Origin of the sequence: Staphylococcus kloosii (assembly GCF_032139365.1) — a bacterium.
Classification (GTDB): Bacteria; Bacillota; Bacilli; order Staphylococcales; family Staphylococcaceae; genus Staphylococcus; species Staphylococcus kloosii_A.
On the sequence record NZ_JAVTDB010000053.1, the window covers coordinates 92,300 to 115,480 of the forward strand.

Consider the following 23,181-nt stretch of genomic DNA (forward strand, 5'->3'; position numbering starts at 1 on the left):
TACAATATACTTTCCTAATGTCGAAATATGCATTAAACTAACACTGAGAAAGGATGACTCGCAGTGAGAATATTATTTATAGGTGACTTGGTTGGCAAAATTGGCAGAGATGCGATTAGTACTTATTTAACCAAATTGAAGCAACATTATCGTCCAACGGTCACGATAGTTAATGCTGAAAATGCCGCACATGGTAAAGGTTTAACTGAAAAGATTTATAAACAATTGTTAAGAGAAGGCGTCGATTTTATGACTATGGGCAATCATACTTATGGTCAGCGCCAAATTTATGACTTTATAGACGATGCCAAAAGAATGGTAAGACCTGCAAACTTCCCAGATGAAGCACCAGGTATCGGTATGCGTTTTATTCAAATAAATGACATTAAACTTGCAATCATTAATTTGCAAGGTCGTGCATTTATGCAAGACATAGACGACCCATTTAAGAAAGCAGATATATTGATTGAAGAAGCTAAAAAAGTAACGGATTATATTTTCGTGGACTTTCATGCGGAAACGACGTCGGAAAAAAATGCGATGGGTTGGTATTTAGATGGTCGAGTAAGTGCGATGGTAGGTACACATACTCATATTCAAACTGCGGATGAAAGAATATTACCGAATGGTACGGGTTATATTACTGATGTTGGTATGACAGGATACTACGATGGGATTTTAGGTATTAATAGAGACGAAGTAATCAATAGATTTATTACGAGTTTACCTCAAAGACACGTACTTCCAGAAGAAGGTAGAAGTGTACTATCTGGCGTCATTATTGATTTAGATAAAAATGGACAAACTAAACATATTGAACGTGTGTTAATTAATGACGATCACCCGTTTGATTAGTATCGTCCATTAGTATGAAAATAAATTTTAACCACGCTATACATAGTAATAGGGTGGTTTTATTTGGTATTATTAAAGATGAACTATTTTACCACTAGGAGGCAAGTTGATATGAAATCACAAGTATCATGGAAAGTGGGCGGCCAACAAGGTGAAGGCATTGAATCAACTGGAGAAATCTTTGCAACGGCGATGAACCGCAAAGGCTATTATCTTTATGGCTATAGACATTTTTCTAGTCGTATAAAAGGTGGACATACAAACAATAAAATTAGAGTATCAACAACGCCTGTTCATGCGATAAGTGATGATTTAGATATTTTGATAGCATTCGACCAAGAAACGATCGAAGTGAACCATCACGAAATGCGAGAAGATAGCGTTATTCTTGCGGACAGTAAGGCGAAACCTGAAAAGCCTGAAGATTGCAAAGCGCAATTAATAGATTTACCTTTTACTGCAACTGCCAAAGACTTAGGCACAGCATTAATGAAAAATATGGTGGCAGTGGGTGCTACTTGTTCACTTATGAATTTAGATACTGCAACTTTTGAATCTTTAATCACGAACATGTTTGAAAAGAAAGGCGATAAAGTTGTAGAAATGAACATAGAAGCATTAAATGAAGGTTATCGTTTGATGCATGAACAATTGGATACAGTTACTGGTGACTACGAGTTAAACAATACTAACGAAGATCCTCATTTATATATGATTGGTAATGATGCGATTGGTTTAGGTGCATTATCTGCTGGTTCAAGATTTATGGCTGCATACCCTATTACACCAGCATCAGAAATTATGGAATATATGATAGAGAACTTACCTAAAGTTGGAGGTACAGTTGTACAAACCGAAGATGAAATTGCTGCAGCCAATATGGCAATTGGGTCTAACTATGCTGGCGTACGTTCATTTACTGCAAGCGCCGGACCGGGATTATCCTTAATGATGGAGGCAATTGGTTTGTCTGGTATGACTGAAACACCATTCGTCGTCATTAATACACAACGTGGTGGCCCATCTACCGGTTTACCAACTAAGCAAGAACAATCTGATTTAATGCAAATGATATACGGGACACACGGAGATATTCCTAAAATTGTAGTAGCACCTACAGATGCAGAAGATGCTTTTTATTTAACGATGGAAGCATTTAACTTAGCTGAAGCTTATCAATGTCCTGTAATTATTCTAAGCGATTTACAGTTATCATTAGGTAAACAAACTGTGAAACAATTAGATTATAATAAGATAGACATTAATCGTGGTGAATTACTACAAAGTGACATTGAAAGAGACGAAGATGATAAAACTTATTTCAAACGCTATGCTTTAACAGAAAGTGGTGTATCTCCTAGACCAGTACCAGGGTTAAAAGGTGGTATTCATCACGTTACAGGTGTTGAACATAACGAAGAAGGTAAAACGAGTGAAGCGGCAGACAATCGCCAACAACAAATGGAAAAACGTATGCGCAAAACACAACACTTATTAATTAATGAACCAGTTGAATTAGACGAAGCACATTCAGAAGCGGATATTTTATATATAGGCTTTATTTCAACTAAAGGTGCCATTCAAGAAGGTAAAAGTCGTTTGGAAAAACAAGACGTCAAAGTTAATCACATACAAATCAGACAATTACACCCCTTCCCTAATAAAATTATTCAAGAAGCAGTTGATAAAGCATCTAAAGTAGTTGTTGCTGAGCACAATTATCAAGGTCAACTTGCAAATATAATAAAAATGAATGTAATTTTAGGCGATAAATTAGTAAATCAAACCAAATATGACGGTACGCCGTTCTTACCTCATGAAATTGAAGAAAAAGGATTAGCAATAGCTAAAGAAATTAAGGAGCTGGTTTAAGTGGCAACATTTAAAGATTTTAGAAATAATGTGAAGCCTAACTGGTGCCCAGGTTGCGGTGACTTTTCTGTACAGGCCGCAATTCAAAAAGCTGCAGCCAATGTAGGACTGGAACCAGAAGAAGTTGCGATAATAACAGGAATAGGTTGTTCTGGCCGATTGTCTGGTTATATTAATGCATACGGAGTGCACGGCATACATGGCCGTTCATTACCATTAGCACAAGGCGTGAAGATGGCAAATAAAGACTTAACAGTTATTGCTTCCGGTGGTGACGGTGATGGCTACGCTATCGGTATGGGGCATACGATTCATGCGTTACGTAGAAACATGAATATGACTTATATTGTAATGGATAACCAAATATATGGTTTAACTAAAGGTCAAACGTCACCTTCATCAGCGCCAGGTTTTATTACGAAGTCGACGCCTAAAGGAAATATTGAACAAAATGTAGCACCGTTAGAAATTGCTATTTCTTCAGGTGCAACGTTTGTAGCACAAGGGTTTTCTAGTGATATTAAAGGCTTAACTAAAATGATAGAAGATGCTATTAATCATGATGGCTTTTCATTTGTAAATGTTTTCTCACCATGTGTAACATACAATAAAGTAAACACTTATGATTGGTTTAAAGAGAACTTGACGAGCATCGATGATATTGAAGATTATGATGTTACAGACAAGCAAAAAGCAATGCAAAATGTTTTAGCTTATGAATCATTATTAAAAGGTATCGTATATCAAGATACAGAAACGCCATCATACGAATCTCAAATTGCAGAACTAGATGATACGCCTCTAGCAAAAAAAGATATCAAGATTGATGAAAATCAATTTAACGAATTAATTGGACAATTTGTATAATTAACTGTGTGAATAAACCTAGAGCGAGTTTTATCAATAAAACGTTCTAGGTTTTACTATATGGCATAAAATGCGAGGGAGATGAATCATGGTAGATAAGTATCAGTCAATGACCGAATTGTTTCAGCACAATCAAGAGTATGAAGACTTTAACATTGAACTCATCGATAATTCGAGTTCAAACCTCATTACTGCTGTTCATGGAGGCGCAATAGAACGTGGTACATCCGAACTCGCTCAACTCATAGCGCGTAAAGGTGATTTTTCATTTTATACCTTTAAAGGATGTAAGAGAAATAAAAATAATGAATTGCATGTGACTTCGAGACATTTTGACGAACCTCAATTATTACAAATGGTATCTCGAAAAAAACAAGTGCTTTCAATACATGGATGTAATGGTACAAAAGAAATTATTTATATCGGTGGGCGTGATGAGGAATTAAAAACGAAACTTACACAAGCATTTACTGATATAGACATAAGAGTGGCACCTGCACCTCCTCATATGTCAGGTATACATAAAGATAATTTTGTCAATCAAAGTATGACTTCACAAGGTGTACAATTAGAAATTACCGTCGCGCTACGTAAAATGTTATTTAAAAATAATAAATTTAATTTATATGATAGAGAAAATGAAAATAATTGGTCTCCACGTATGCATGAACTTGCCAATACATGTGCTCATATATTGGGGCAATAAAAATAAGTAATACTAATCTGCTTGTTATTTAAAAATAATTAATAGTAAAAAATTAGCAATACTTGATTTTAACTATCTCATAAGCGCTTAATTTGTTAAACTTAAATAAAATTAATGAGGGGGCAATCATTATGGATGATACATTAATGAGTATTCAAATTATACCTAAAACGCCTAACAATGAAGATGTTATACCTTACGTGGATGAGGCAATCAAAATAATTCAAGATTCAGGTTTACTATATAGAGTGGGTCCCTTAGAAACTACAATTCAAGGTGACATGAATGAATGTCTTATTCTAATTCAAAAATTAAATGATCGCATGGTTGAGTTAGAAGTGCCCAGTACGATTAGCCAAGTTAAGTTCTATCATGTACCAGAAGGGATAACGATTGAAACATTAACTGGTAAATATGACGAATTTTAATAACATACCTTAAGAGCGATCCAAAGAGAAATTCAATTTTCCACAGTATGATTAAGTCACTTCTATTTTATATTCATTTTGCACTTTGATATTAAATTTAATATAATATAATAATGGTTTACGGCATATAACTAGCACGCCATAAGTAACATTTCACATAGAAGTGTTATTCGTGCTTTGACATAGAAAGGGTTTTGTAAAGTGAATGAAGAGCAGAGAAAGCATACTTCAATTAATATATTAGATGAACGTGATAAAAAAGCTGCTAAGAAAGAAACAAAAGACTATAGCAAATATTTCGAACACGTTTATCAGCCACCAAGTTTAAAAGAGGCAAAAAAACGTGGTAAAGAAACAATTAAATACAATGACGACTTTCAAATAGAAGAAAAATATCGCAATATGGGGAAAGGGAAAACTTTCCTAATTAAAACATATGGTTGCCAAATGAATGCACATGATACAGAAGTTATGGGGGGCATATTATCTGCATTAGGTTTTGAAGCCACTGACGATATGAATACAGCTGATGTTATTTTAATTAATACTTGTGCAATAAGAGAAAATGCCGAAAATAAAGTGTTCAGTGAAATAGGAAATTTAAAACATCTTAAGAAAGAACGTCCTGAAACGCTAATTGGTGTTTGTGGTTGTATGTCACAAGAAGAATCAGTAGTTAACAAAATTTTAAAATCTTATCAAAACGTTGATATGATTTTTGGTACACATAATATACATCGTTTACCTCAAATATTAGAAGAAGCATATTTAGCAAAAGCAATGGTTGTCGAAGTGTGGTCTAAAGAGGGTGATGTCATTGAAAACTTACCTAAAGTAAGAGCTGGTAATATTAAAGCGTGGGTAAATATTATGTATGGCTGTGATAAATTCTGTACATACTGTATTGTGCCATTTACAAGAGGTAAAGAACGAAGTAGACGACCAGAAGATATTATTGATGAAGTGAGAGACTTGGCACGTCAAGGTTATCAGGAAATCACTTTACTCGGACAAAACGTAAATTCCTACGGTAAAGATATCGATGGTCTTGACTACGGTTTAGGTGATTTATTAGAAGATATTTCAAAAATTGATATTCCTCGTGTAAGATTTACAACAAGCCATCCTTGGGATTTCACTGATAGAATGATCGATGTGATTGCGAATGGTGGCAATATTGTGCCTCATATACATTTACCAGTACAATCAGGTAATAACCAAGTATTAAAAATTATGGGACGTAAATATACACGTGAAAGTTATTTAGCTTTAGTTCAAAGCATTAAAGAAGCGATTCCGAATGTAGCATTAACGACGGATATTATTGTTGGTTATCCGAATGAAACGGCAGAACAATTTGAAGAAACGTTAACATTATATGATGAAGTTGAGTTTGAACATGCTTACACTTATATTTATTCACAACGTGATGGCACGCCAGCTGCTAAAATGAAAGATAACGTGCCTCAAGATGTGAAAAAAGAACGTTTACAAATATTAAACAAAAAAGTCGGTTATTATTCAGAGAGAGCAATGAGCCAATATGAAGGTGCTACAGTTAATGTCCTTTGTGAAGGAACGAGTAAAAAAGACGATACTGTATTATCTGGTTATACTGAAAAGAATAAACTAGTAAACTTTAAAGCACCGAAATCTATGGTTGGTAAGATTGTGAAAGTTAAAATAGATGAAGCAAAACAGTACTCATTAAATGGTACTTTTATTGCAGAAACTAATAAAGCTGTGGTGACCCATTAGTGTATAGTAAAGAAGATATTTTAGCTGAAGCAGATGATATTGTAGCAAAAATTCAATCATTAAATACGGTACGTGATTATCATGATGTAGAACAACAAATTCATAACAATATTAACATTGAAGCACGTATGAAAGAGTTAAAACGTAATCAAAAACAATCGGTTAATTTACAAAATTATGGTAAAACTGAAGCTTTAAAACAATCAGAAGGTAAAATAAGTGGGATTGAGCAAGATATCAATGCACTTCCCATCGTTGAAGAATTTAGAGCATTACAATATGAAGCCAATGATTTATTGCAAATGATGATTAGTACAATGGCTGATCAATTGAATCGATTACATGAAAACGACGACAATAAATAAACTGTGAATTGCAAGAGGGAAGGGTGAAGCTAAGTTGAACACAAAAAAATTAACATTAACAGCGATGTTTATAGCTATAAATGTTGTGTTAAGTAGTATCATAGTTATACCATTAGGACCAATAAAAGCTGCTCCAGTTCAGCATTTAATCAATGTATTATGTGCCGTTTTTGTTGGGCCTTGGTTCGGACTGGCACAAGCTATTATTTCATCGGTGTTACGCTTAATTTTTGGTACAGGTAGCGCCTTTGCCTTTCCTGGAAGTATAATCGGTGTATTACTTGCAAGTGGTTTTTATCACTATCGTAAGCATATATTTATGGCTGCGGTAGGAGAAGTTATTGGTACAGGTATTATTGGTAGCTTAATGTGTATACCAGTGGCTTGGATTATTGGTTTAGATAACTTTGTAGTTAAACCTCTAATGCTAGCATTTATAGTTTCAAGCGTAATCGGTTCCGTCATAAGCTACATCATCTTAATGATTTTAAAACGTAAAGGATTATTAAAAAAATTCTTATCATAAATATATAAACGACACGAGATTTTAACATTTAATTTTGAATTTCCTAAGATGGTTTAGGAGATTGAGAAATTAATTAAAAGTCTCGTGTTTTTATTTATGTTATGTTGTATTATAAATTATCATAAATAGGTTTCAAGATATTTTTATGTTAAAATTTAAGAGTTAAATATATAGAGAATAATAAAAATGTCATAAATACATAAACTGTATCAATATTATTCTATTACATATAGAAGAAAAAGGATTGTGAACTATAGAGATGGCAAATGAAACTCCAATGATGCAACAATATTTAAAAATCAAAGCACAATATCAGGACTGTTTATTATTTTTTAGACTGGGCGACTTCTATGAAATGTTTTTTGAAGATGCAAAAGAAGCATCAAGAGTATTAGAAATTACGTTAACAAAAAGAGATGCCAAGAAAGAAAATCCGATACCTATGTGTGGCGTACCGTATCATTCTGCGGATAGTTATATCGAAACACTGATTAACAATGGTTATAAAGTTGCGATATGCGAGCAAATGGAAGATGCTAAATTAACAAAAAGTATGGTAAAAAGAGAAGTTGTAAGAATCGTAACGCCAGGTACAGTAATGGAACACGGTGGCGTAGACGATACGCAAAACAATTATATTTTAAGTTTTATTCATAATAACAATCGTTATGCTCTTAGCTATTGTGATGTCTCTACGGGTGAATTAAAAGTTACACATTTTAATGATGAAGCGACTTTAATAAATGAAATTACAACGATTAATCCTAATGAGATTGTCGTTCATAAACCATTACCAGAGCTATTACAAAGACAAATTAATTTAACTACCGAAACAATAACTGTGTCAGAAACAATTTCTGATATGAAATATGGCGTGAATTCTTTAGAAGATGAAGTGATGTATACTGCAACACAATTATTATTAGATTATATACATCACACGCAAAAAAGAGATTTGTCTCATATAGAAGCCGTTGCAAAATATGAAGCGGTCGACTTTATGAAAATGGATTTTTACGCTAAACGTAATCTAGAGCTGACAGAAAGTATTAGATTGAAATCAAAAAAAGGCACGTTACTCTGGTTAATGGATGAAACGAAAACACCAATGGGCGCTAGAAGATTAAAACAATGGATAGATCGTCCATTAATTCATCAACAACAAATAGACGCACGTTTAGATACTGTGGAACAATTTATTGCGCATTTCATTGAACGTGATACGTTACGTGGATATTTAAATCAAGTATATGATATTGAACGTCTAGTAGGACGTGTTAGTTACGGTAATGTTAATGCACGAGATTTAATTCAACTCAAACACTCTATAATGGAAATTCCTAATATCAAAGCCTTACTTAACGACTTTGATGACAAAATGCCTGCTCATTTTGAGGCATTAGAACCGTTGGATGATTTATTGACTGTATTAGAAAATAGTATAGTGGAAGAACCACCCATTTCCGTTAAAGATGGTGGCTTATTTAAAAAAGGATTTAATAAACAACTTGATGAATATTTAGAAGCGTCACAAAATGGTAAGTCTTGGTTAGCTGAATTACAAAGTAAAGAACGTCAACGTACCGGCATAAAATCATTGAAAATTAGTTTTAACAAAGTATTTGGTTATTTTATTGAAATTACTAGAGCTAATTTACAAGGATTCGACCCAAGTCACTTTGGATATCATCGCAAACAAACATTATCTAATGCGGAACGTTTTATTACAGATGAGTTAAAAGAAAAAGAAGACATTATTCTTGGCGCGGAAGATAAAGCTATAGATTTAGAGTACCAATTATTCAGTGAATTACGTGAACATATTAAAACATATACAGAAAAGCTACAGCAACAAGCTAAAATTATTTCGGAACTTGATTGTCTTCAGAGCTTTGCAGAAATTGCACAAAAATATAATTACGTCAGACCAACATTTAGTAAGGATAAAACATTACAATTACAAGATTCCCGTCATCCAGTTGTAGAACGAGTGATGGATCACAATGACTATGTGCCTAATGATTGTAAGCTTGATCAAGAGACATTTATTTATCTTATTACAGGGCCAAATATGTCAGGTAAATCTACTTATATGCGTCAAGTTGCGATAATAAGTATCATGGCTCAAATGGGAGCTTATGTACCCTGTAGTTCGGCTGTCGTACCCATATTCGACCAAATATTCACACGTATTGGTGCAGCCGATGACCTAGTGTCTGGTAAAAGTACATTTATGGTAGAAATGTTAGAAGCGCAAAAAGCATTGGCTAATGCGACTGAGCATAGCTTAATTATTTTTGATGAAATCGGTCGCGGCACTTCTACTTATGATGGCTTGGCATTAGCTCAATCTATGATTGAGTATGTAGCCCATACATCAAAAGCCAAAACTTTATTCTCTACCCATTATCATGAATTGACGACCTTAGATCAAACGCTACCGAGTTTGAAAAACGTCCATGTGGCTGCAAATGAATATAATGGGGAGCTTATCTTCTTGCATAAGGTAAAAGATGGTGCGGTGGATGATAGTTATGGTATTCAAGTAGCCAAACTTGCGCACTTACCTGAAGCAGTTATAGATAGAGCGCAAATAATATTAGAACAATTTGAACAACATAATGCGAGTCAATCGGATACTAAACATATGCTACAAAATGATGGTGACTTGCAGAGTAATGCTTATAAAGAAGTGAATACGAATAGTAATCAATTTGAACAAGCAGCATTTAATTTGTTTGAGCAACAACCAGCAGAAAGCGAAACGGAATTAGCCATTAAAAATATGAATTTATCAAATATGACACCTATTGAAGCATTGGTTAAATTAAATGAATTACAAAATCAATTGAAATAGAGGTGAGCTTTAGTGGGTAAAATTAAAGAATTACAAACCTCACTAGCAAATAAAATTGCTGCGGGTGAAGTGGTAGAAAGACCCGGCTCAGTAGTAAAAGAATTATTAGAAAATGCTATCGATGCACAAGCAACTGAAATTAATATAGAAGTAGAAGAATCAGGCGTTGCTTCAATAAGAGTTGTAGATAATGGTACTGGCATAAGTGAAGATGATTTAGATTTAGTATTTCATCGTCATGCAACGAGTAAATTAGATGATGATGACGATTTATTCCATATTAGAACGTTAGGATTTCGTGGTGAAGCATTAGCAAGTATCTCATCTGTAGCAAAGGTAACTTTGAAGTCGTGTACTGATAATGAAGAAGGCCATGAAATCTATGCCGAAAATGGAGCCATTTTAAATAAGAAGCCTGCAAAAGCAAAACGAGGCACAGATATAAAAGTTGAGTCGTTATTTTATAATACACCTGCGAGATTAAAATATATTAAAAGCTTATATACTGAGTTGGGCAAAATAACTGATATTATTAACAGGATGGCAATGAGTCATCCAAATATACGTATTTCGTTAGTGGCTGATGGGAAAACGATTATTCATACAAACGGTTCTGGTAGAACCAACGAGGTCATGGCCGAAATATATGGTATGAAAGTTGCCAAAGATTTAGTGCATATATCTGGTGATACAAGTGACTATCATTTAGAAGGTTTTGTTGCTAAACCAGAACATTCACGAAGTAATAAACACTACATTTCTATTTTTATCAATGGTCGTTATATTAAAAACTTTATTTTGGATAAAGCTATTTTAGAAGGTTATCATACATTATTAACAATAGGCCGTTATCCTATTTGCTATATTAATATTACGATGGACCCTATTTTAGTAGATGTGAACGTGCATCCAACTAAGCTAGAAGTACGATTATCAAAAGAAGAGCAATTATATAAACTCATAGTTGAAAAAATTCAACACGCATTTAAAGACAAAATATTAATTCCTCATAATGATATGGATAAAATCAATAAAAAAAATAAAGTGTTAGAACAATTTGAGCAACAAAAAATTCAATTTGATCAACGTCGTAAAGATATGCAACAGGCACAATCTGAACAAAATACTCAGTCACTCGACTATGTTGAAGAAACTACTCAGCCACAAAAACAAGAAGAAAATGATACGGCGCGTACATCAAATGATAATATAAAAGAAGACGTTGATAGTTATAAAGCGCAACAAAGACAAGTTTTAGCAGATGTTGAGGCCAATGACACTAATAATGATACGGCTAATTATGAAGATGAAGTTAAAGATAAAGTAACAAGTTCTTCAGCTAGACGTGTACCTTATATGGAAGTTGTAGGTCAAGTTCATGGCACTTATATTATTGCTCAAAATGAAAATGGCATGTTTATGATAGACCAACACGCAGCACAAGAACGTATTAAATACGAGTATTTTAGGGATAAAATAGGCGACGTTTCTAATGAAGTACAAAATTTATTAATACCTCTAACATTTCATTTTTCAAAAGATGAACTAATGATTATCGAACAATATAAAGATGAATTAGCCAAAGTAGGCGTGAAATTAGAACCATTTGGTGGTCATGACTATATTGTAGATAGTTATCCCGTTTGGTTTCCTAAAGTCGAAGCTGAAGAAATCATTAAAGATATGATTGAATATGTATTAGAACATAAAAAAGTTAACATTAGTAAAATTCGCGAAGAAGCGGCAATTATGATGAGTTGTAAAAAATCAATTAAAGCCAATCACTATTTAAAAAATAATGAAATGGCCGATTTAGTAAACCAGTTAAGAGAAACAGAAGACCCATTCACTTGTCCTCACGGCAGACCAATTATAATTAATTTTAGTAATTATGAATTAGAACGACTATTCAAACGAATAATGTAGGGGGCATAACCAATGCAACAACATATTTTACCTGCAATTAGAACAATGAAAGATTTAGAAAAACTGATTAATACGGATTATACAGAATGTGTACTGTTAGATACTCATATTGGACATTTAAAAAGCATCATGGAATTATTAAACAAAAATAATTTAGAAACATATGTCCATATTGATTTAATTAAAGGTATGAGCCATGATGAATTCGCATGTGAATATGTTATTCAAAATTATAAACCTAAAGGCATTGTTTCTACTAAAACAAAAGTAATTAAAAAAGCTAAGGCATTGAATACGACGTCAATACTGAGAGTATTTGTTATTGATAGCCATGCATTGACTCGTAGTATTGAATTGATTAACCGAGTAGAACCTGATTTTGTCGAAGTATTACCTGGCGTTGCTAGTAAAGCAATTAAAGTTATTGGTGAAGAAACAAATGCTAAAGTGATCGCTGGCGGATTGATTAAAGATCAAGATGAAGTAATTCAAGCAATAAATTCTGGCGCAAAATATATCACTTCGAGCGATCGTAGCTTATGGTAAAAAATACCTAGAGTCTGGGACATCATATTGTCTTCAGGCTCTACTTTTATATGGGTAGTAGATGATGGAATTAAAAATGCGCTTATCTAAAGCTGCTTTCAAATCTAGTTATCCTTGCTAAGGAGGGACTACAAAACCTTCTTATAAAAATAAGATTTTTGTTCTACTCCATTTTTTATTTGTAATCATATATAAAATATAAAAGTATAACATACGATATAACTTAGTATTTAAATGTAAAATAAAAAATTTATAACACGAATAATTGCACATTGAAAAATTAAATGTGACAAAATTTTTACGAATTTGTTGACAACGCTTACAATATAAGTGTAAGATTAAATCAAGTTAATAATAGAACAGAGATGAGAGATTTCTACAAGTGAGAAAACCGGTGGTTCAACTGGCTATAATTTGTAGAAGTCTCTTTGTCTTTATTAGGAGGAATCTCTATGAGTGTATATTTTGCTGAATTTTTGGGAACAGCAATTTTAGTCTTATTTGGTGGTGGCGTTTGTGCCAACGTTAATTTGAAAAAAACAGGTGGCTTTGGAGCTGACTGGATAGTTATCGCAGTAGGTTGGGGACTTGCAGTATCAATGGGAGCTTATGCGGTAGGCGATATTTCAGGTGCACACTTGAATCCAGCAGTAACATTAGCAATGGCAATGGATGGTCAACTCGCTTGGGGCATGGTTCCAGGTTACATAATTTGTCAAATGCTAGGCGGTATTTTCGGTGGTATGCTTGTATGGTTAATGTATTTACCACATTGGAAGGCTACAGAAGATCAAGATGCGAAGTTAGGTGTATTCTCAACTGCACCTGCTATTAAAAATTACTTTGCAAACTTTATCAGTGAGATTATTGGTACGATGATTCTTACTTTAGGATTATTGTATATCGGTACGAACAAAATTGCTGACGGTTTAAATCCACTTATTGTTGGTGGTTTAATCATTGCAATTGGTTTAAGTTTAGGTGGTCCAACAGGATATGCTATCAACCCTGCTCGTGACCTTGGTCCTCGTATTGCACATGCTATCTTTCCAATCGCTGGTAAAGGGAAATCAAATTGGGGATATGCAATCGTTCCAGTTTTAGGTCCAATTGCAGGTGGTATGCTTGGTGCAGTAATTTATAGATTATTCTACAAAGGTGACTTTGACGCTGGATCAGTTATTGGCCTTATCGTAGTTATTATTGCATTAGTATTAGGTTTAGTATTGAACAAAAGTAATAAACAAAAAGATGTTGAATCTATTTATTAATTAAGTAAAAGCACATGTTACAATGATTGGGATAACATTAATTTAATTATGAATCAAAGAATTTATAACAAAAATCTTTAATAATGATTTATTTAACTTTAAAATGGTTAATGAACGTATAAGAGATGATATTGAGAAAGGGAGTTAGACTATTATGGAAAAATATATTCTATCTATAGATCAAGGAACAACTAGTTCTAGAGCGATTTTATTTAATCAAGACGGTACGATTAAAGGAGTTGCACAACGAGAATTCAAGCAATTCTTCCCTAAATCTGGTTGGGTTGAACACGATGCTAACGAAATTTGGACTTCTGTTTTAGCAGTAATTGCAGAAGTATTTAACGAAAATGATATTAGCCCAGAACAAATTGCAGGTATTGGTATTACAAACCAACGTGAAACTACTGTTGTATGGGATAAGAAAACAAACAGACCCATATACCACGCAATCGTTTGGCAATCTCGTCAAACTCAAGGTATTTGTCAAGAACTTAAAGATAAAGGTTTAGAAGATAAATTCCGTGAAAAAACTGGTTTATTATTAGACCCTTACTTTGCGGGTACTAAAGTTAAATGGATTTTAGACAATGTTGATGGGGCCAGAGAAAAAGCTGAAAATGGCGATCTTTTATTTGGTACAATCGATTCATGGCTAGTATGGAAATTATCAGGTGGAAAAGCACATATCACAGATTACACTAATGCGAGTCGTACATTAGTTTATAACATATATGACTTAGAATGGGATAAAGAATTATTAGATATTCTAGAAATTCCTGAAAGTATGTTACCAGAAGTTAAAGCATCGAGTGAAGTTTATGCTAATACTATTGATTATCATTTCTTCGGACATGAAGTACCAATTGCGGGTATTGCTGGTGACCAACAAGCTGCACTGTTTGGTCAAGCGTGTTTCAACCGAGGCGATGTTAAAAATACTTATGGTACAGGTGGTTTCATGTTAATGAACACTGGTGAAGAAGCTGTAACATCTAAAAATGGTTTATTAACAACAATTGCCTATGGTTTAGACGGTAAAGTCAATTACGCGTTAGAAGGTTCAATTTTCGTTTCAGGCTCTGCAATTCAATGGTTAAGAGATGGTTTACGCATGATTAACTCTGCACCACAAACTGAAAATTATGCTGAACGCGTTGAATCATCAGAAGGTGTATACGTTGTGCCAGCATTTGTTGGACTTGGTACACCATATTGGGATGCCGAAGCTCGTGGTGCTATCTTTGGTCTAACTCGTGGTACTGAAAAAGAACACTTCATTCGCGCAACACTAGAATCATTATGTTATCAAACGCGTGACGTTTTAGAAGCGATGAACAGTGATTCTCAAATCGAAGTTAATAACTTACGTGTCGATGGTGGCGCAGTTAAAAATAACTTTATTATGCAATTCCAAGCTGACTTATTAAACGTTGGTGTTGAAAGACCAGAAATCAGTGAAACAACAGCGTTAGGTGCTGCTTACCTTGCAGGATTAGCTGTAGATTTCTGGAGTAGTAAAGATGAAATTGCTAATCGTTGGAAACTTGAAGAGAAATTCGAACCTAAGATGGAAGAAAAACAACGCGAGAAATTATATAAAGGCTGGCAAAAAGCTGTAGAAGCAACACAAGTTTTTAAATTAGAAGAAGAATAATTTTAATTAGACTTTTAATAATTAACTATGCTACAATGTGGGTAAGTTAATAATACACATGAGAAGTAGAGACTCTGTTCGTACAATAATATATGTATAGGATAGGTCTCTACTTTTTTAATTTATAGGAGGCGCTCAGTTTATGAGTTTATCTACACTAAAAAGAGAACAGATTAAGAAAAATTTAAAAGAAGATAATTATGATGTAGTAATTATCGGTGGCGGTATCACAGGTGCTGGTATTGCTTTAGATGCTAGTAACCGTGGTATGAAAGTAGCTTTAGTAGAAATGCAAGACTTTGCTCAAGGTACAAGTTCACGTTCTACTAAATTAGTTCACGGTGGATTACGTTACCTTAAACAACTACAAGTTGGTGTCGTAGCTGAAACTGGTCGTGAACGTGCAATCGTTTATGAAAATGGTCCACACGTAACAACACCTGAACGTATGTTATTACCAATGCATAAAGGTGGTAGCATGGGTAAATTTACTACTGCTATTGGTTTAACTATGTATGATCGTTTAGCAGGCGTAAAAAAAGCTGAACGTAAAACAATGTTAAACAAAAAACAAACTTTAGAAAAAGAACCATTAGTTAAACAAGATGGCCTTAAAGGTGGCGGTTCTTATGTTGAATATCGTACTGATGATGCGCGTTTAACAATTGAAGTTATGAAACGTGCTGAAGAAAAAGGTGCAACGATCATTAACCATACTAAATCTGTGCATTTCACATATGATAACAACGAAAAAGTAAATGGTATTCATGTTGAAGACCAACTTGATGGTGAAACTTATCCAATCAAAGCTAAAAAAGTTATCAATGCAAGTGGTCCATGGGTAGATGAAGTACGTAGTGGTGACTATGCACGTAATAATAAACAATTACGTTTAACAAAAGGAATCCACGTAGTAATCGATCAATCTAAATTCCCATTAGGACAAGCAGTATACTTTGATACTGAAAAAGATGGACGTATGATTTTCGCTATTCCTCGTGAAGGCAAAGCTTATGTAGGTACTACTGATACGTTTTACGACAACGACAAAACTTCACCATTAGCGACTCAAGAAGATAGAGATTATTTAATCGATGCGATTAATTATATGTTCCCTGATGTAAACGTATCTGATAGTGATATTGAATCATCATGGGCTGGTGTAAGACCACTTATCTTAGAAGAAGGTAAAGATCCATCTGAAATTTCTCGTAAAGACGAAGTTTGGGAAGGTAAATCAGGCTTACTAACTATCGCAGGTGGTAAACTTACTGGTTACCGTCACATGGCTTTAGAAATCGTTGATTTATTAGCTAAGCGCTTAAAAGAAGAATACAAACTTAAATTTAAACCTTGTGCTACTAAAGAATTGAAAATTTCTGGTGGTGACGTAGGTGGAAGTGCAAACTTTGAAAACTTCATCGAACAAAAAGTTGAAGATGCAAAAGCTTACCAAATTGATGAGCACAATGCACGTCACTTTGCATCGAAATATGGTTCAAATGCTGAAGATTTATTCAAAATTGCACAAACAGCTAAAAATCAAGATAGTGGGTTACCTCTTGATATTTACACTGAACTTATTTACTCAATTCAAAATGAAATGGTATTTAAACCAACAGACTTCTTAATTCGTCGTACTGGTAAACTTTATTTCAACATCAAAGATGTTCTAAATTATAAAGAAAAAGTTATCAACGTAATGGCTGAATTATTAGGTTACAATGAAGTTCAAAAAGATTTATATACTAAAGAACTTGAAAAAGCGATCGACGAAGCACAAACTGGTAACAATCAGCCAGCAGTTAAAGAATAATAAACATACGCAGTTTGGTTTTCATTACAATTTAATTTTTAAAAGTTACTCTAGATTGGATATACCTTTTTAGAGTAACTTTTTTATTACATAAAGCAAGATAACATTTTAAGTGTAGCTGTTGTATGAAAGCACTAAGTTTTATAAAATGTATATACAAACGCATAGTTCAAAAGTGACTATATTCTTATTATTTGTGGTAAATAACATTATATGTGGAATTAAGATAAAATTTAAAGTCATGATCGGAGGCAAGCTACATGGATCAAAATAATTTAAAAATAACTGTTGCTGACGGTGCAACGTTAGAAGTTAAATTAAATAAGGCTAAAAAGTCTACAATCGGTGTAGTGCATATTTTTCATGGCATGGCAGAACATATGGGACGATATGACGAATTAGTAATAGCTTTAAATCAACAGGGATATGATGTTATTAGACATAATCATAGGGGTCATAATGAAGAAGAACTTGAAAAGAACATTGGACATATTGATGATTTTAATCAAGTAGCAGAAGATGCATTTGAAATCGCCCAAACTTTATGCGCAAATTATAAAGACTTACCATATATTGTCATTGGTCATTCAATGGGATCAATTATCGCACGTCTATTTGCACAAAAATATCCACAGTCTATAAATGGATTGATCTTAACAGGTACTGGCTATTATCCAAAAATTGTAGGCTATACGTTACAAATAGCATTGAAATGTATAACATTATTCTGTGGTAAACGTAAAAAATTAAATTGGGTAAATAATTTAATGTATAAATCATTAAATAAGCGAATAGAACATGTGAAGACAAAAAGTGATTGGCTGTCATCAGATCATGCACAAGTTCAGGCATTTATTAAAGATGAAAGAACAGGATATTTAGTTTCTAATCAATTGATTTATCAAACTGTAAAACATATTGTCAAAACGAGTAAACATAAATCCATAATGCAGATGAATCCCAATATGCCAATACTGATGATCTCTGGTAAAGAAGACCCATTAGGCAATTATGGCAAAGGCATCTATAAACTGGGTAAATTATTCAAAAGAGGCAATGTAAAACATATTACGGTGCATTTATATAAAAATAAGCGCCATGAAATTTTATTTGAAAAAGAACACGATATAATATGGCACCATATGTTTGAATGGATTGATAAACAAATTTTAAGAGCACAGAGAATACAGAAAAGTGAGTGATAAGTTTGCAACAACAGAAACCGTTCATCGTTGTTATCGTTGGACCAACAGCTGTGGGAAAAACTGAATTTAGTATTGAATTAGCTAAACGAATTAATGGTGAAATTATTAGTGGCGATGCTATGCAAGTCTATAAAGGCATGGATATTGGTACAGCAAAAGTATCGAACGAAGAAATGGATGGCATTCCGCATTATATGATCGATATTTTAAACCCAGATGATACTTTTTCGGCATATGATTTCAAAAATAGAGCGCAAATATTAATAGACTCGATAACTGCTAAAGGTAAAATACCTATTATTGTTGGTGGTACGGGACTTTATATACAATCACTTATTTACAATTATGCTTTTGAAGATGAGACGATAAGTGCGGAAAAAGCCAAAAAGCTAGATGAAAAAATGCAGCAATTTGAAAGTTATTCAAATAGTGAATTACATGGCTACTTAAAGTCGTTTGATCCAGAGTCTGCAGTAGCAATACATCCAAATAATCGAAAAAGAGTATTACGCGCAATCCAATTTTATTTAAAAACAAAAAAACTTTTAAGTTCTCGCAAGAAATTACAACAATTCACAGAAAATTATGATACATTATTATTAGGGATGGAAATGTCGCGTGACCTATTATATGACAGAATAAATAAACGCGTAGATATAATGTTGGAGAACGGATTATTAAGTGAAGTAGAACAGCTCGTTAAACATGGATATGAATCATGTCAAAGTATGCAAGCTATTGGTTATAAAGAGATAGTCCCAGTAGTAAAAGGGAGTGTTTCGTTAGCACAAGCTTCAGAGAAGTTAAAGCAACACTCACGAAATTATGCAAAACGCCAAATGACTTGGTTTAAGAATAAACTGGACGTGATTTGGTTAAATAAAGAGACGAAGTCACTTTCATTAATCTTAGATGAGGTTTCCGCCCAAATAAACAAAAGGAGTTAGTAAGATGACTACACAGAACAACAACCAAGACCAATTCCTAGGGCGCTTTAAAGCCGAAAAGACAAACGTAATCGTCTTTTTAATTAACGGCTTTCAAATTAAAGGTGTAATCGAAGATTTTGATGAGTCAACAGTATGCTTGTTTTCACAAGAAAAGCAACACTTGATTTACAAGCATGCAATTAGTACTTTTACAATCGACGATAGCGAGTAACCCAAAATATTAATGTCAAAGTAAAGAGGTTATAACTTAATTGGTAGAATACGTTAACGTCACGTATATCATCAATTTTGTTATAACCTCTTTTTATGTCTTTGAAAATGTAATTTATAGTAAAGCTTTAATATCTTCTTCTAATTGTTCTGGTTTCTTCTGTGGAGAGAAGCGCTTAATAACATGACCCTCTCTATCAACTAAAAATTTTGTGAAATTCCATTTGATTTTCTCATTTAGAAAACCATTTTGTGATTCAGTTAAAAACTTGAATAGTGGGTGTTGATTTGGTCCTTTAACATCAATCTTTTCATGTATAGGGAAAGAGACGCCATAATTAATTTTACAGTTTTGTGTAGCTTCTTCGCCTGAACCAGGTTCTTGACCACCGAATTGGTTACAAGGGAAACCAAGAATCATTAAACCTTGATCTTTATATTGTTCATATAAATGTTGTAATCCCTCAAATTGTGGAGTGAAACCACATTCACTTGCTGTATTAACGATGAGGAGTACATCACCTTTATAAGTGTCTAATGTATATGACTCACCGTTTGACTTCTGTACCGAAATATCATAAATACTCATTGTTATCACCTCTGCTAACTTTAATTTAACATAATTTACTATGATAGTCTTTATATTCACACTATGATAAAATGGCTTAGAAAAACTTTGAAATGAGGTGCATGACATGAGCCAACAGAAAACACATAATACGAATCAGAAACTCGAAAGTGCAATCTTAGTTGGGGTGCATGCCCAAGAGGAAGAAGAATTTGATTTTGAATCCACTATGGAAGAATTAGCAGCACTTTCAACTACTTGTAAGTTAGACGTTAAAGCACAATTCACACAAAATAGAACACATTTTGATAATAAATACTATGTAGGTAAAGGTAAATTAGAGGAAATAAAAGACTATATTATGTTTTATGATATAGATGTTGTAGTGACAAATGATGAATTAACAACTGCACAATCTAAATCTTTAAATGGTCAACTTAATATTAAAGTAATTGATCGTACGCAGTTGATATTAGAAATATTCGCCTTACGTGCACGTAGTAAAGAAGGTAAACTGCAGGTTGAATTAGCACAATTAGATTATTTAATGCCACGTTTGCAAGGACATGGCAGAAGTTTATCTAGATTAGGTGGCGGTATCGGTACAAGAGGTCCAGGTGAAACTAAATTAGAAATGGATCGTCGTCATATTCGTACACGTATGAATGAAATTAAGCATCAATTACAAACTGTGGTTGATCATCGTGAACGCTATAGAGCTAAAAGAGAGCAAAACAATGTCTTTCAAGTCGCATTAATTGGCTATACTAATGCTGGTAAATCGTCATGGTTTAATGCCTTAGCACAAGAGCGTACGTATGAACAAGATTTACTTTTTGCTACATTAGATCCGAAAACGCGTCAAATTAAAATTAATGAAGGCTTTAATTTTATCTTGTCCGACACAGTAGGTTTTATTCAAAAACTGCCAACAACTTTAATTGCCGCTTTTAAGTCTACGTTAGAAGAAGCTAAAGATGCAGATTTATTATTACATGTTGTAGATAGTAGTCACCCTGAATATAAAACTCAATATGACACGGTCAATAAAATTATAAAAGATTTAAGTATGGAACAAATTCCACAAGCAATTATTTTTAATAAAAAGGATTTACATGAAGGTGTACAACCATCTTCTAATAAGCCACATGTTTTTGTATCTAGCCAAGATGAACAGGATATTGATGTAGTTAATAATTTACTTATTGAAGAAATAAAAAGAACATTAACTTATTACGAAGTATCATTAGCTAGTAATGAAGCGGATAGACTATATTATTTAAAACAACACACACTTGTTACTGAATTGAATTTTAATGAAGAACAAGAAGCATATGAAGTTAAAGGTTATGAAAAAGTGAATGAAGGAAGTAAAAGCGAATGACAGCCATTAAGCAACTCGTAAAAGAAACTGAAACAACGTTAAGACCCTATTTTGATGCAATTGAAGAAATTGCATTAACAAATCAAGAAAAAGTACTAGATGCCTTTCATGCCGTTAAAGTTACTGAAAGTGACTTACAAGGGACAACAGGTTATGGATATGATGATTTTGGACGAGATCATTTAGAAGAAATATATGCACGTACCTTTAAAGCTGAAGATGCATTGGTCCGGCCCCAAATTATTTCGGGTACACATGCTATAACGTTAGCTTTACAAAGCACATTGAAATACAATGATGAATTGCTATATATTACCGGAGACCCATACGATACATTGTTAGAAGTGATTGGTATAAACGGTGATGGCATAGAAAGTTTACAAGAACATGGTGTAATCTATAATAAAATTGATTTGCAAGATGGCGCCATTAATACGCAAGCTGTATTAGAACATATGAGTGAACAGACGAAAGTTGTCGCAATTCAACGTTCTAAAGGATATGATCAACGACCATCTTTAAATTTAGATGAAATTGAGCAAGCCATTCAATTAATCAAAGCACAATTTCCTAATGTCATTGTCTTTGTAGATAATTGCTATGGTGAGTTTGTTGAGTTACGCGAGCCAATTGAATGTGGAGCAGATTTAATTGCTGGCTCTTTAATTAAAAATCCAGGCGGTGGTTTAGCAAAAATAGGCGGCTATATTGCTGGTAGAAAAGATTTGATTCAACGTTGTGGTTATCGTTTGACTGCACCAGGTATAGGTAAAGAAGCGGGTGCATCTTTAAATACGTTACAAGATATGTATCAAGGATTCTTTTTAGCACCACACGTCGTGAGCCAAAGTTTAAAAGGGGCATTATATACGAGTTTATTATTAGATAAACTCGGAATGACTACAACACCAAAATACAATGTTACGAGAACCGATTTAATTCAAACTGTAACATTTTCAGATAAAGCACAAATGATACAATTTTGCCAAAGCGTCCAGCACGCATCACCGGTCAATGCACACTTTAGCCCTGAACCAGCTTATATGCCAGGTTATGAAGATGATGTAATTATGGCTGCCGGTACATTTATCCAAGGGTCTTCTATAGAACTATCAGCTGATGGACCGATTAGACCGCCTTATGAAGCATATATTCAAGGCGGTTTAACATATGAGCATGTAAAAATTGCTGTGACAAGAGCAGTAGAACGTTTAAGAGCAAATGATTTAGTATAATTTTCAAAATTAAGTAATAGCAAAAACATCGATTCCTTTAACGAGAATGGGTGTTTTTTTATGTTGAAATTATAAATTATTAAACATATGATTGTGGAAATTTTCAAAAAATTTATGTGTAGATAGATCTCATACCTTATGAAGTAGTGAAATGACGGTTTTTGTAAATATGTAAGGAA

The 23,181-nt window shown here is 33.5% G+C and carries 20 protein-coding genes; 19 read left to right on the plus strand and 1 reads right to left on the minus strand.

Annotation, left to right across the window (positions count from 1 at the left end; translation table 11 throughout):
• Positions 1-63 precede the first annotated feature (63 nt).
• The 17 genes from RPL90_RS07130 (at position 64) to hfq (ending at position 19,816) form a co-directional block, all read left to right on the plus strand.
• Positions 64-855: a TIGR00282 family metallophosphoesterase gene (locus tag RPL90_RS07130; RefSeq protein ID WP_313547268.1), complete on the plus strand. Its 792-nt coding sequence runs from the start codon at positions 64-66 to the stop codon at positions 853-855.
• 111 nt (positions 856-966) lie between these two features.
• Positions 967-2,727, plus strand: coding sequence for a 2-oxoacid:acceptor oxidoreductase subunit alpha (locus tag RPL90_RS07135; RefSeq protein WP_313547270.1), 1,761 nt, complete (start codon positions 967-969; stop codon positions 2,725-2,727).
• Complete coding sequence (locus RPL90_RS07140) at positions 2,728-3,594, plus strand: 2-oxoacid:ferredoxin oxidoreductase subunit beta (protein ID WP_061854802.1); 867 nt, start codon at positions 2,728-2,730, stop codon at positions 3,592-3,594.
• 88 nt (positions 3,595-3,682) lie between these two features.
• Positions 3,683-4,300: a poly-gamma-glutamate hydrolase family protein gene (locus tag RPL90_RS07145; protein WP_313547272.1), complete on the plus strand. Its 618-nt coding sequence runs from the start codon at positions 3,683-3,685 to the stop codon at positions 4,298-4,300.
• A 131-nt stretch (positions 4,301-4,431) separates the two neighbouring features.
• Positions 4,432-4,728 (plus strand): thiamine-binding protein, encoded by a 297-nt coding sequence (locus RPL90_RS07150; protein ID WP_313547274.1) that lies wholly within the window; start codon positions 4,432-4,434, stop codon positions 4,726-4,728.
• Positions 4,729-4,929: 201 nt separating this feature from the next.
• Positions 4,930-6,486 carry a tRNA (N6-isopentenyl adenosine(37)-C2)-methylthiotransferase MiaB gene (gene miaB / locus RPL90_RS07155; RefSeq protein ID WP_313547276.1) on the plus strand — a complete coding sequence of 519 codons (1,557 nt, stop codon included), beginning with the start codon at positions 4,930-4,932 and terminating at the stop codon, positions 6,484-6,486.
• The gene (locus RPL90_RS07160; protein ID WP_313547278.1) at positions 6,486-6,851 is read left to right on the plus strand and encodes a YlbF/YmcA family competence regulator; all 366 of its coding nucleotides are present in this window, start codon (positions 6,486-6,488) and stop codon (positions 6,849-6,851) included. The genes miaB and RPL90_RS07160 overlap by 1 nt, the downstream gene beginning before the upstream one ends.
• Before the next feature lie 34 nt (positions 6,852-6,885).
• Entirely contained in the window at positions 6,886-7,377 is a 492-nt protein-coding gene (thiW, locus tag RPL90_RS07165; RefSeq protein ID WP_313547280.1) for an energy coupling factor transporter S component ThiW, read from the plus strand.
• Between the two features lie 280 nt (positions 7,378-7,657).
• Positions 7,658-10,234: a DNA mismatch repair protein MutS gene (mutS, locus tag RPL90_RS07170; RefSeq protein WP_398573856.1), complete on the plus strand. Its 2,577-nt coding sequence runs from the start codon at positions 7,658-7,660 to the stop codon at positions 10,232-10,234.
• A 12-nt stretch (positions 10,235-10,246) separates the two neighbouring features.
• Positions 10,247-12,160, plus strand: coding sequence for a DNA mismatch repair endonuclease MutL (gene mutL, locus RPL90_RS07175; protein WP_313547284.1), 1,914 nt, complete (start codon positions 10,247-10,249; stop codon positions 12,158-12,160).
• Between the two features lie 12 nt (positions 12,161-12,172).
• A complete protein-coding gene (locus RPL90_RS07180) occupies positions 12,173-12,706 on the plus strand; it encodes a glycerol-3-phosphate responsive antiterminator (protein ID WP_313547285.1) in 534 nt (177 codons plus the stop codon).
• Positions 12,707-13,158: 452 nt separating this feature from the next.
• Entirely contained in the window at positions 13,159-13,977 is an 819-nt protein-coding gene (locus tag RPL90_RS07185; protein ID WP_313547286.1) for an MIP/aquaporin family protein, read from the plus strand.
• Between the two features lie 154 nt (positions 13,978-14,131).
• Positions 14,132-15,634 carry a glycerol kinase GlpK gene (gene glpK, locus RPL90_RS07190; protein ID WP_313547288.1) on the plus strand — a complete coding sequence of 501 codons (1,503 nt, stop codon included), beginning with the start codon at positions 14,132-14,134 and terminating at the stop codon, positions 15,632-15,634.
• A 142-nt stretch (positions 15,635-15,776) separates the two neighbouring features.
• Complete coding sequence (locus tag RPL90_RS07195) at positions 15,777-17,450, plus strand: glycerol-3-phosphate dehydrogenase/oxidase (RefSeq protein WP_313547290.1); 1,674 nt, start codon at positions 15,777-15,779, stop codon at positions 17,448-17,450.
• Positions 17,451-17,710: 260 nt separating this feature from the next.
• Positions 17,711-18,652 carry an alpha/beta hydrolase gene (locus tag RPL90_RS07200; protein ID WP_313547292.1) on the plus strand — a complete coding sequence of 314 codons (942 nt, stop codon included), beginning with the start codon at positions 17,711-17,713 and terminating at the stop codon, positions 18,650-18,652.
• Positions 18,653-18,657: 5 nt separating this feature from the next.
• On the plus strand, positions 18,658-19,602 hold the full coding sequence (miaA, locus tag RPL90_RS07205; protein ID WP_313547294.1) for a tRNA (adenosine(37)-N6)-dimethylallyltransferase MiaA: 945 nt from the start codon (positions 18,658-18,660) through the stop codon (positions 19,600-19,602).
• 4 nt (positions 19,603-19,606) lie between these two features.
• Positions 19,607-19,816, plus strand: a complete 210-nt coding sequence (hfq, locus tag RPL90_RS07210; RefSeq protein WP_061854789.1) for an RNA chaperone Hfq — start codon at positions 19,607-19,609, stop codon at positions 19,814-19,816.
• A 114-nt stretch (positions 19,817-19,930) separates the two neighbouring features.
• On the opposite strand, the gene RPL90_RS07215 is transcribed toward hfq, so the two are convergent.
• Entirely contained in the window at positions 19,931-20,404 is a 474-nt protein-coding gene (locus RPL90_RS07215) for a glutathione peroxidase (protein WP_313547296.1), read from the minus strand.
• 106 nt (positions 20,405-20,510) lie between these two features.
• Here RPL90_RS07215 and hflX point away from each other — a divergent pair, with 106 nt between their 5' ends.
• A complete protein-coding gene (gene hflX / locus RPL90_RS07220) occupies positions 20,511-21,767 on the plus strand; it encodes a GTPase HflX (RefSeq protein WP_313547298.1) in 1,257 nt (418 codons plus the stop codon).
• Entirely contained in the window at positions 21,764-23,002 is a 1,239-nt protein-coding gene (locus tag RPL90_RS07225) for a methionine gamma-lyase family protein (protein ID WP_313547299.1), read from the plus strand. Before hflX ends, RPL90_RS07225 begins: the two co-directional genes overlap by 4 nt.
• The last annotated feature ends 179 nt before the right edge of the window (positions 23,003-23,181 follow it).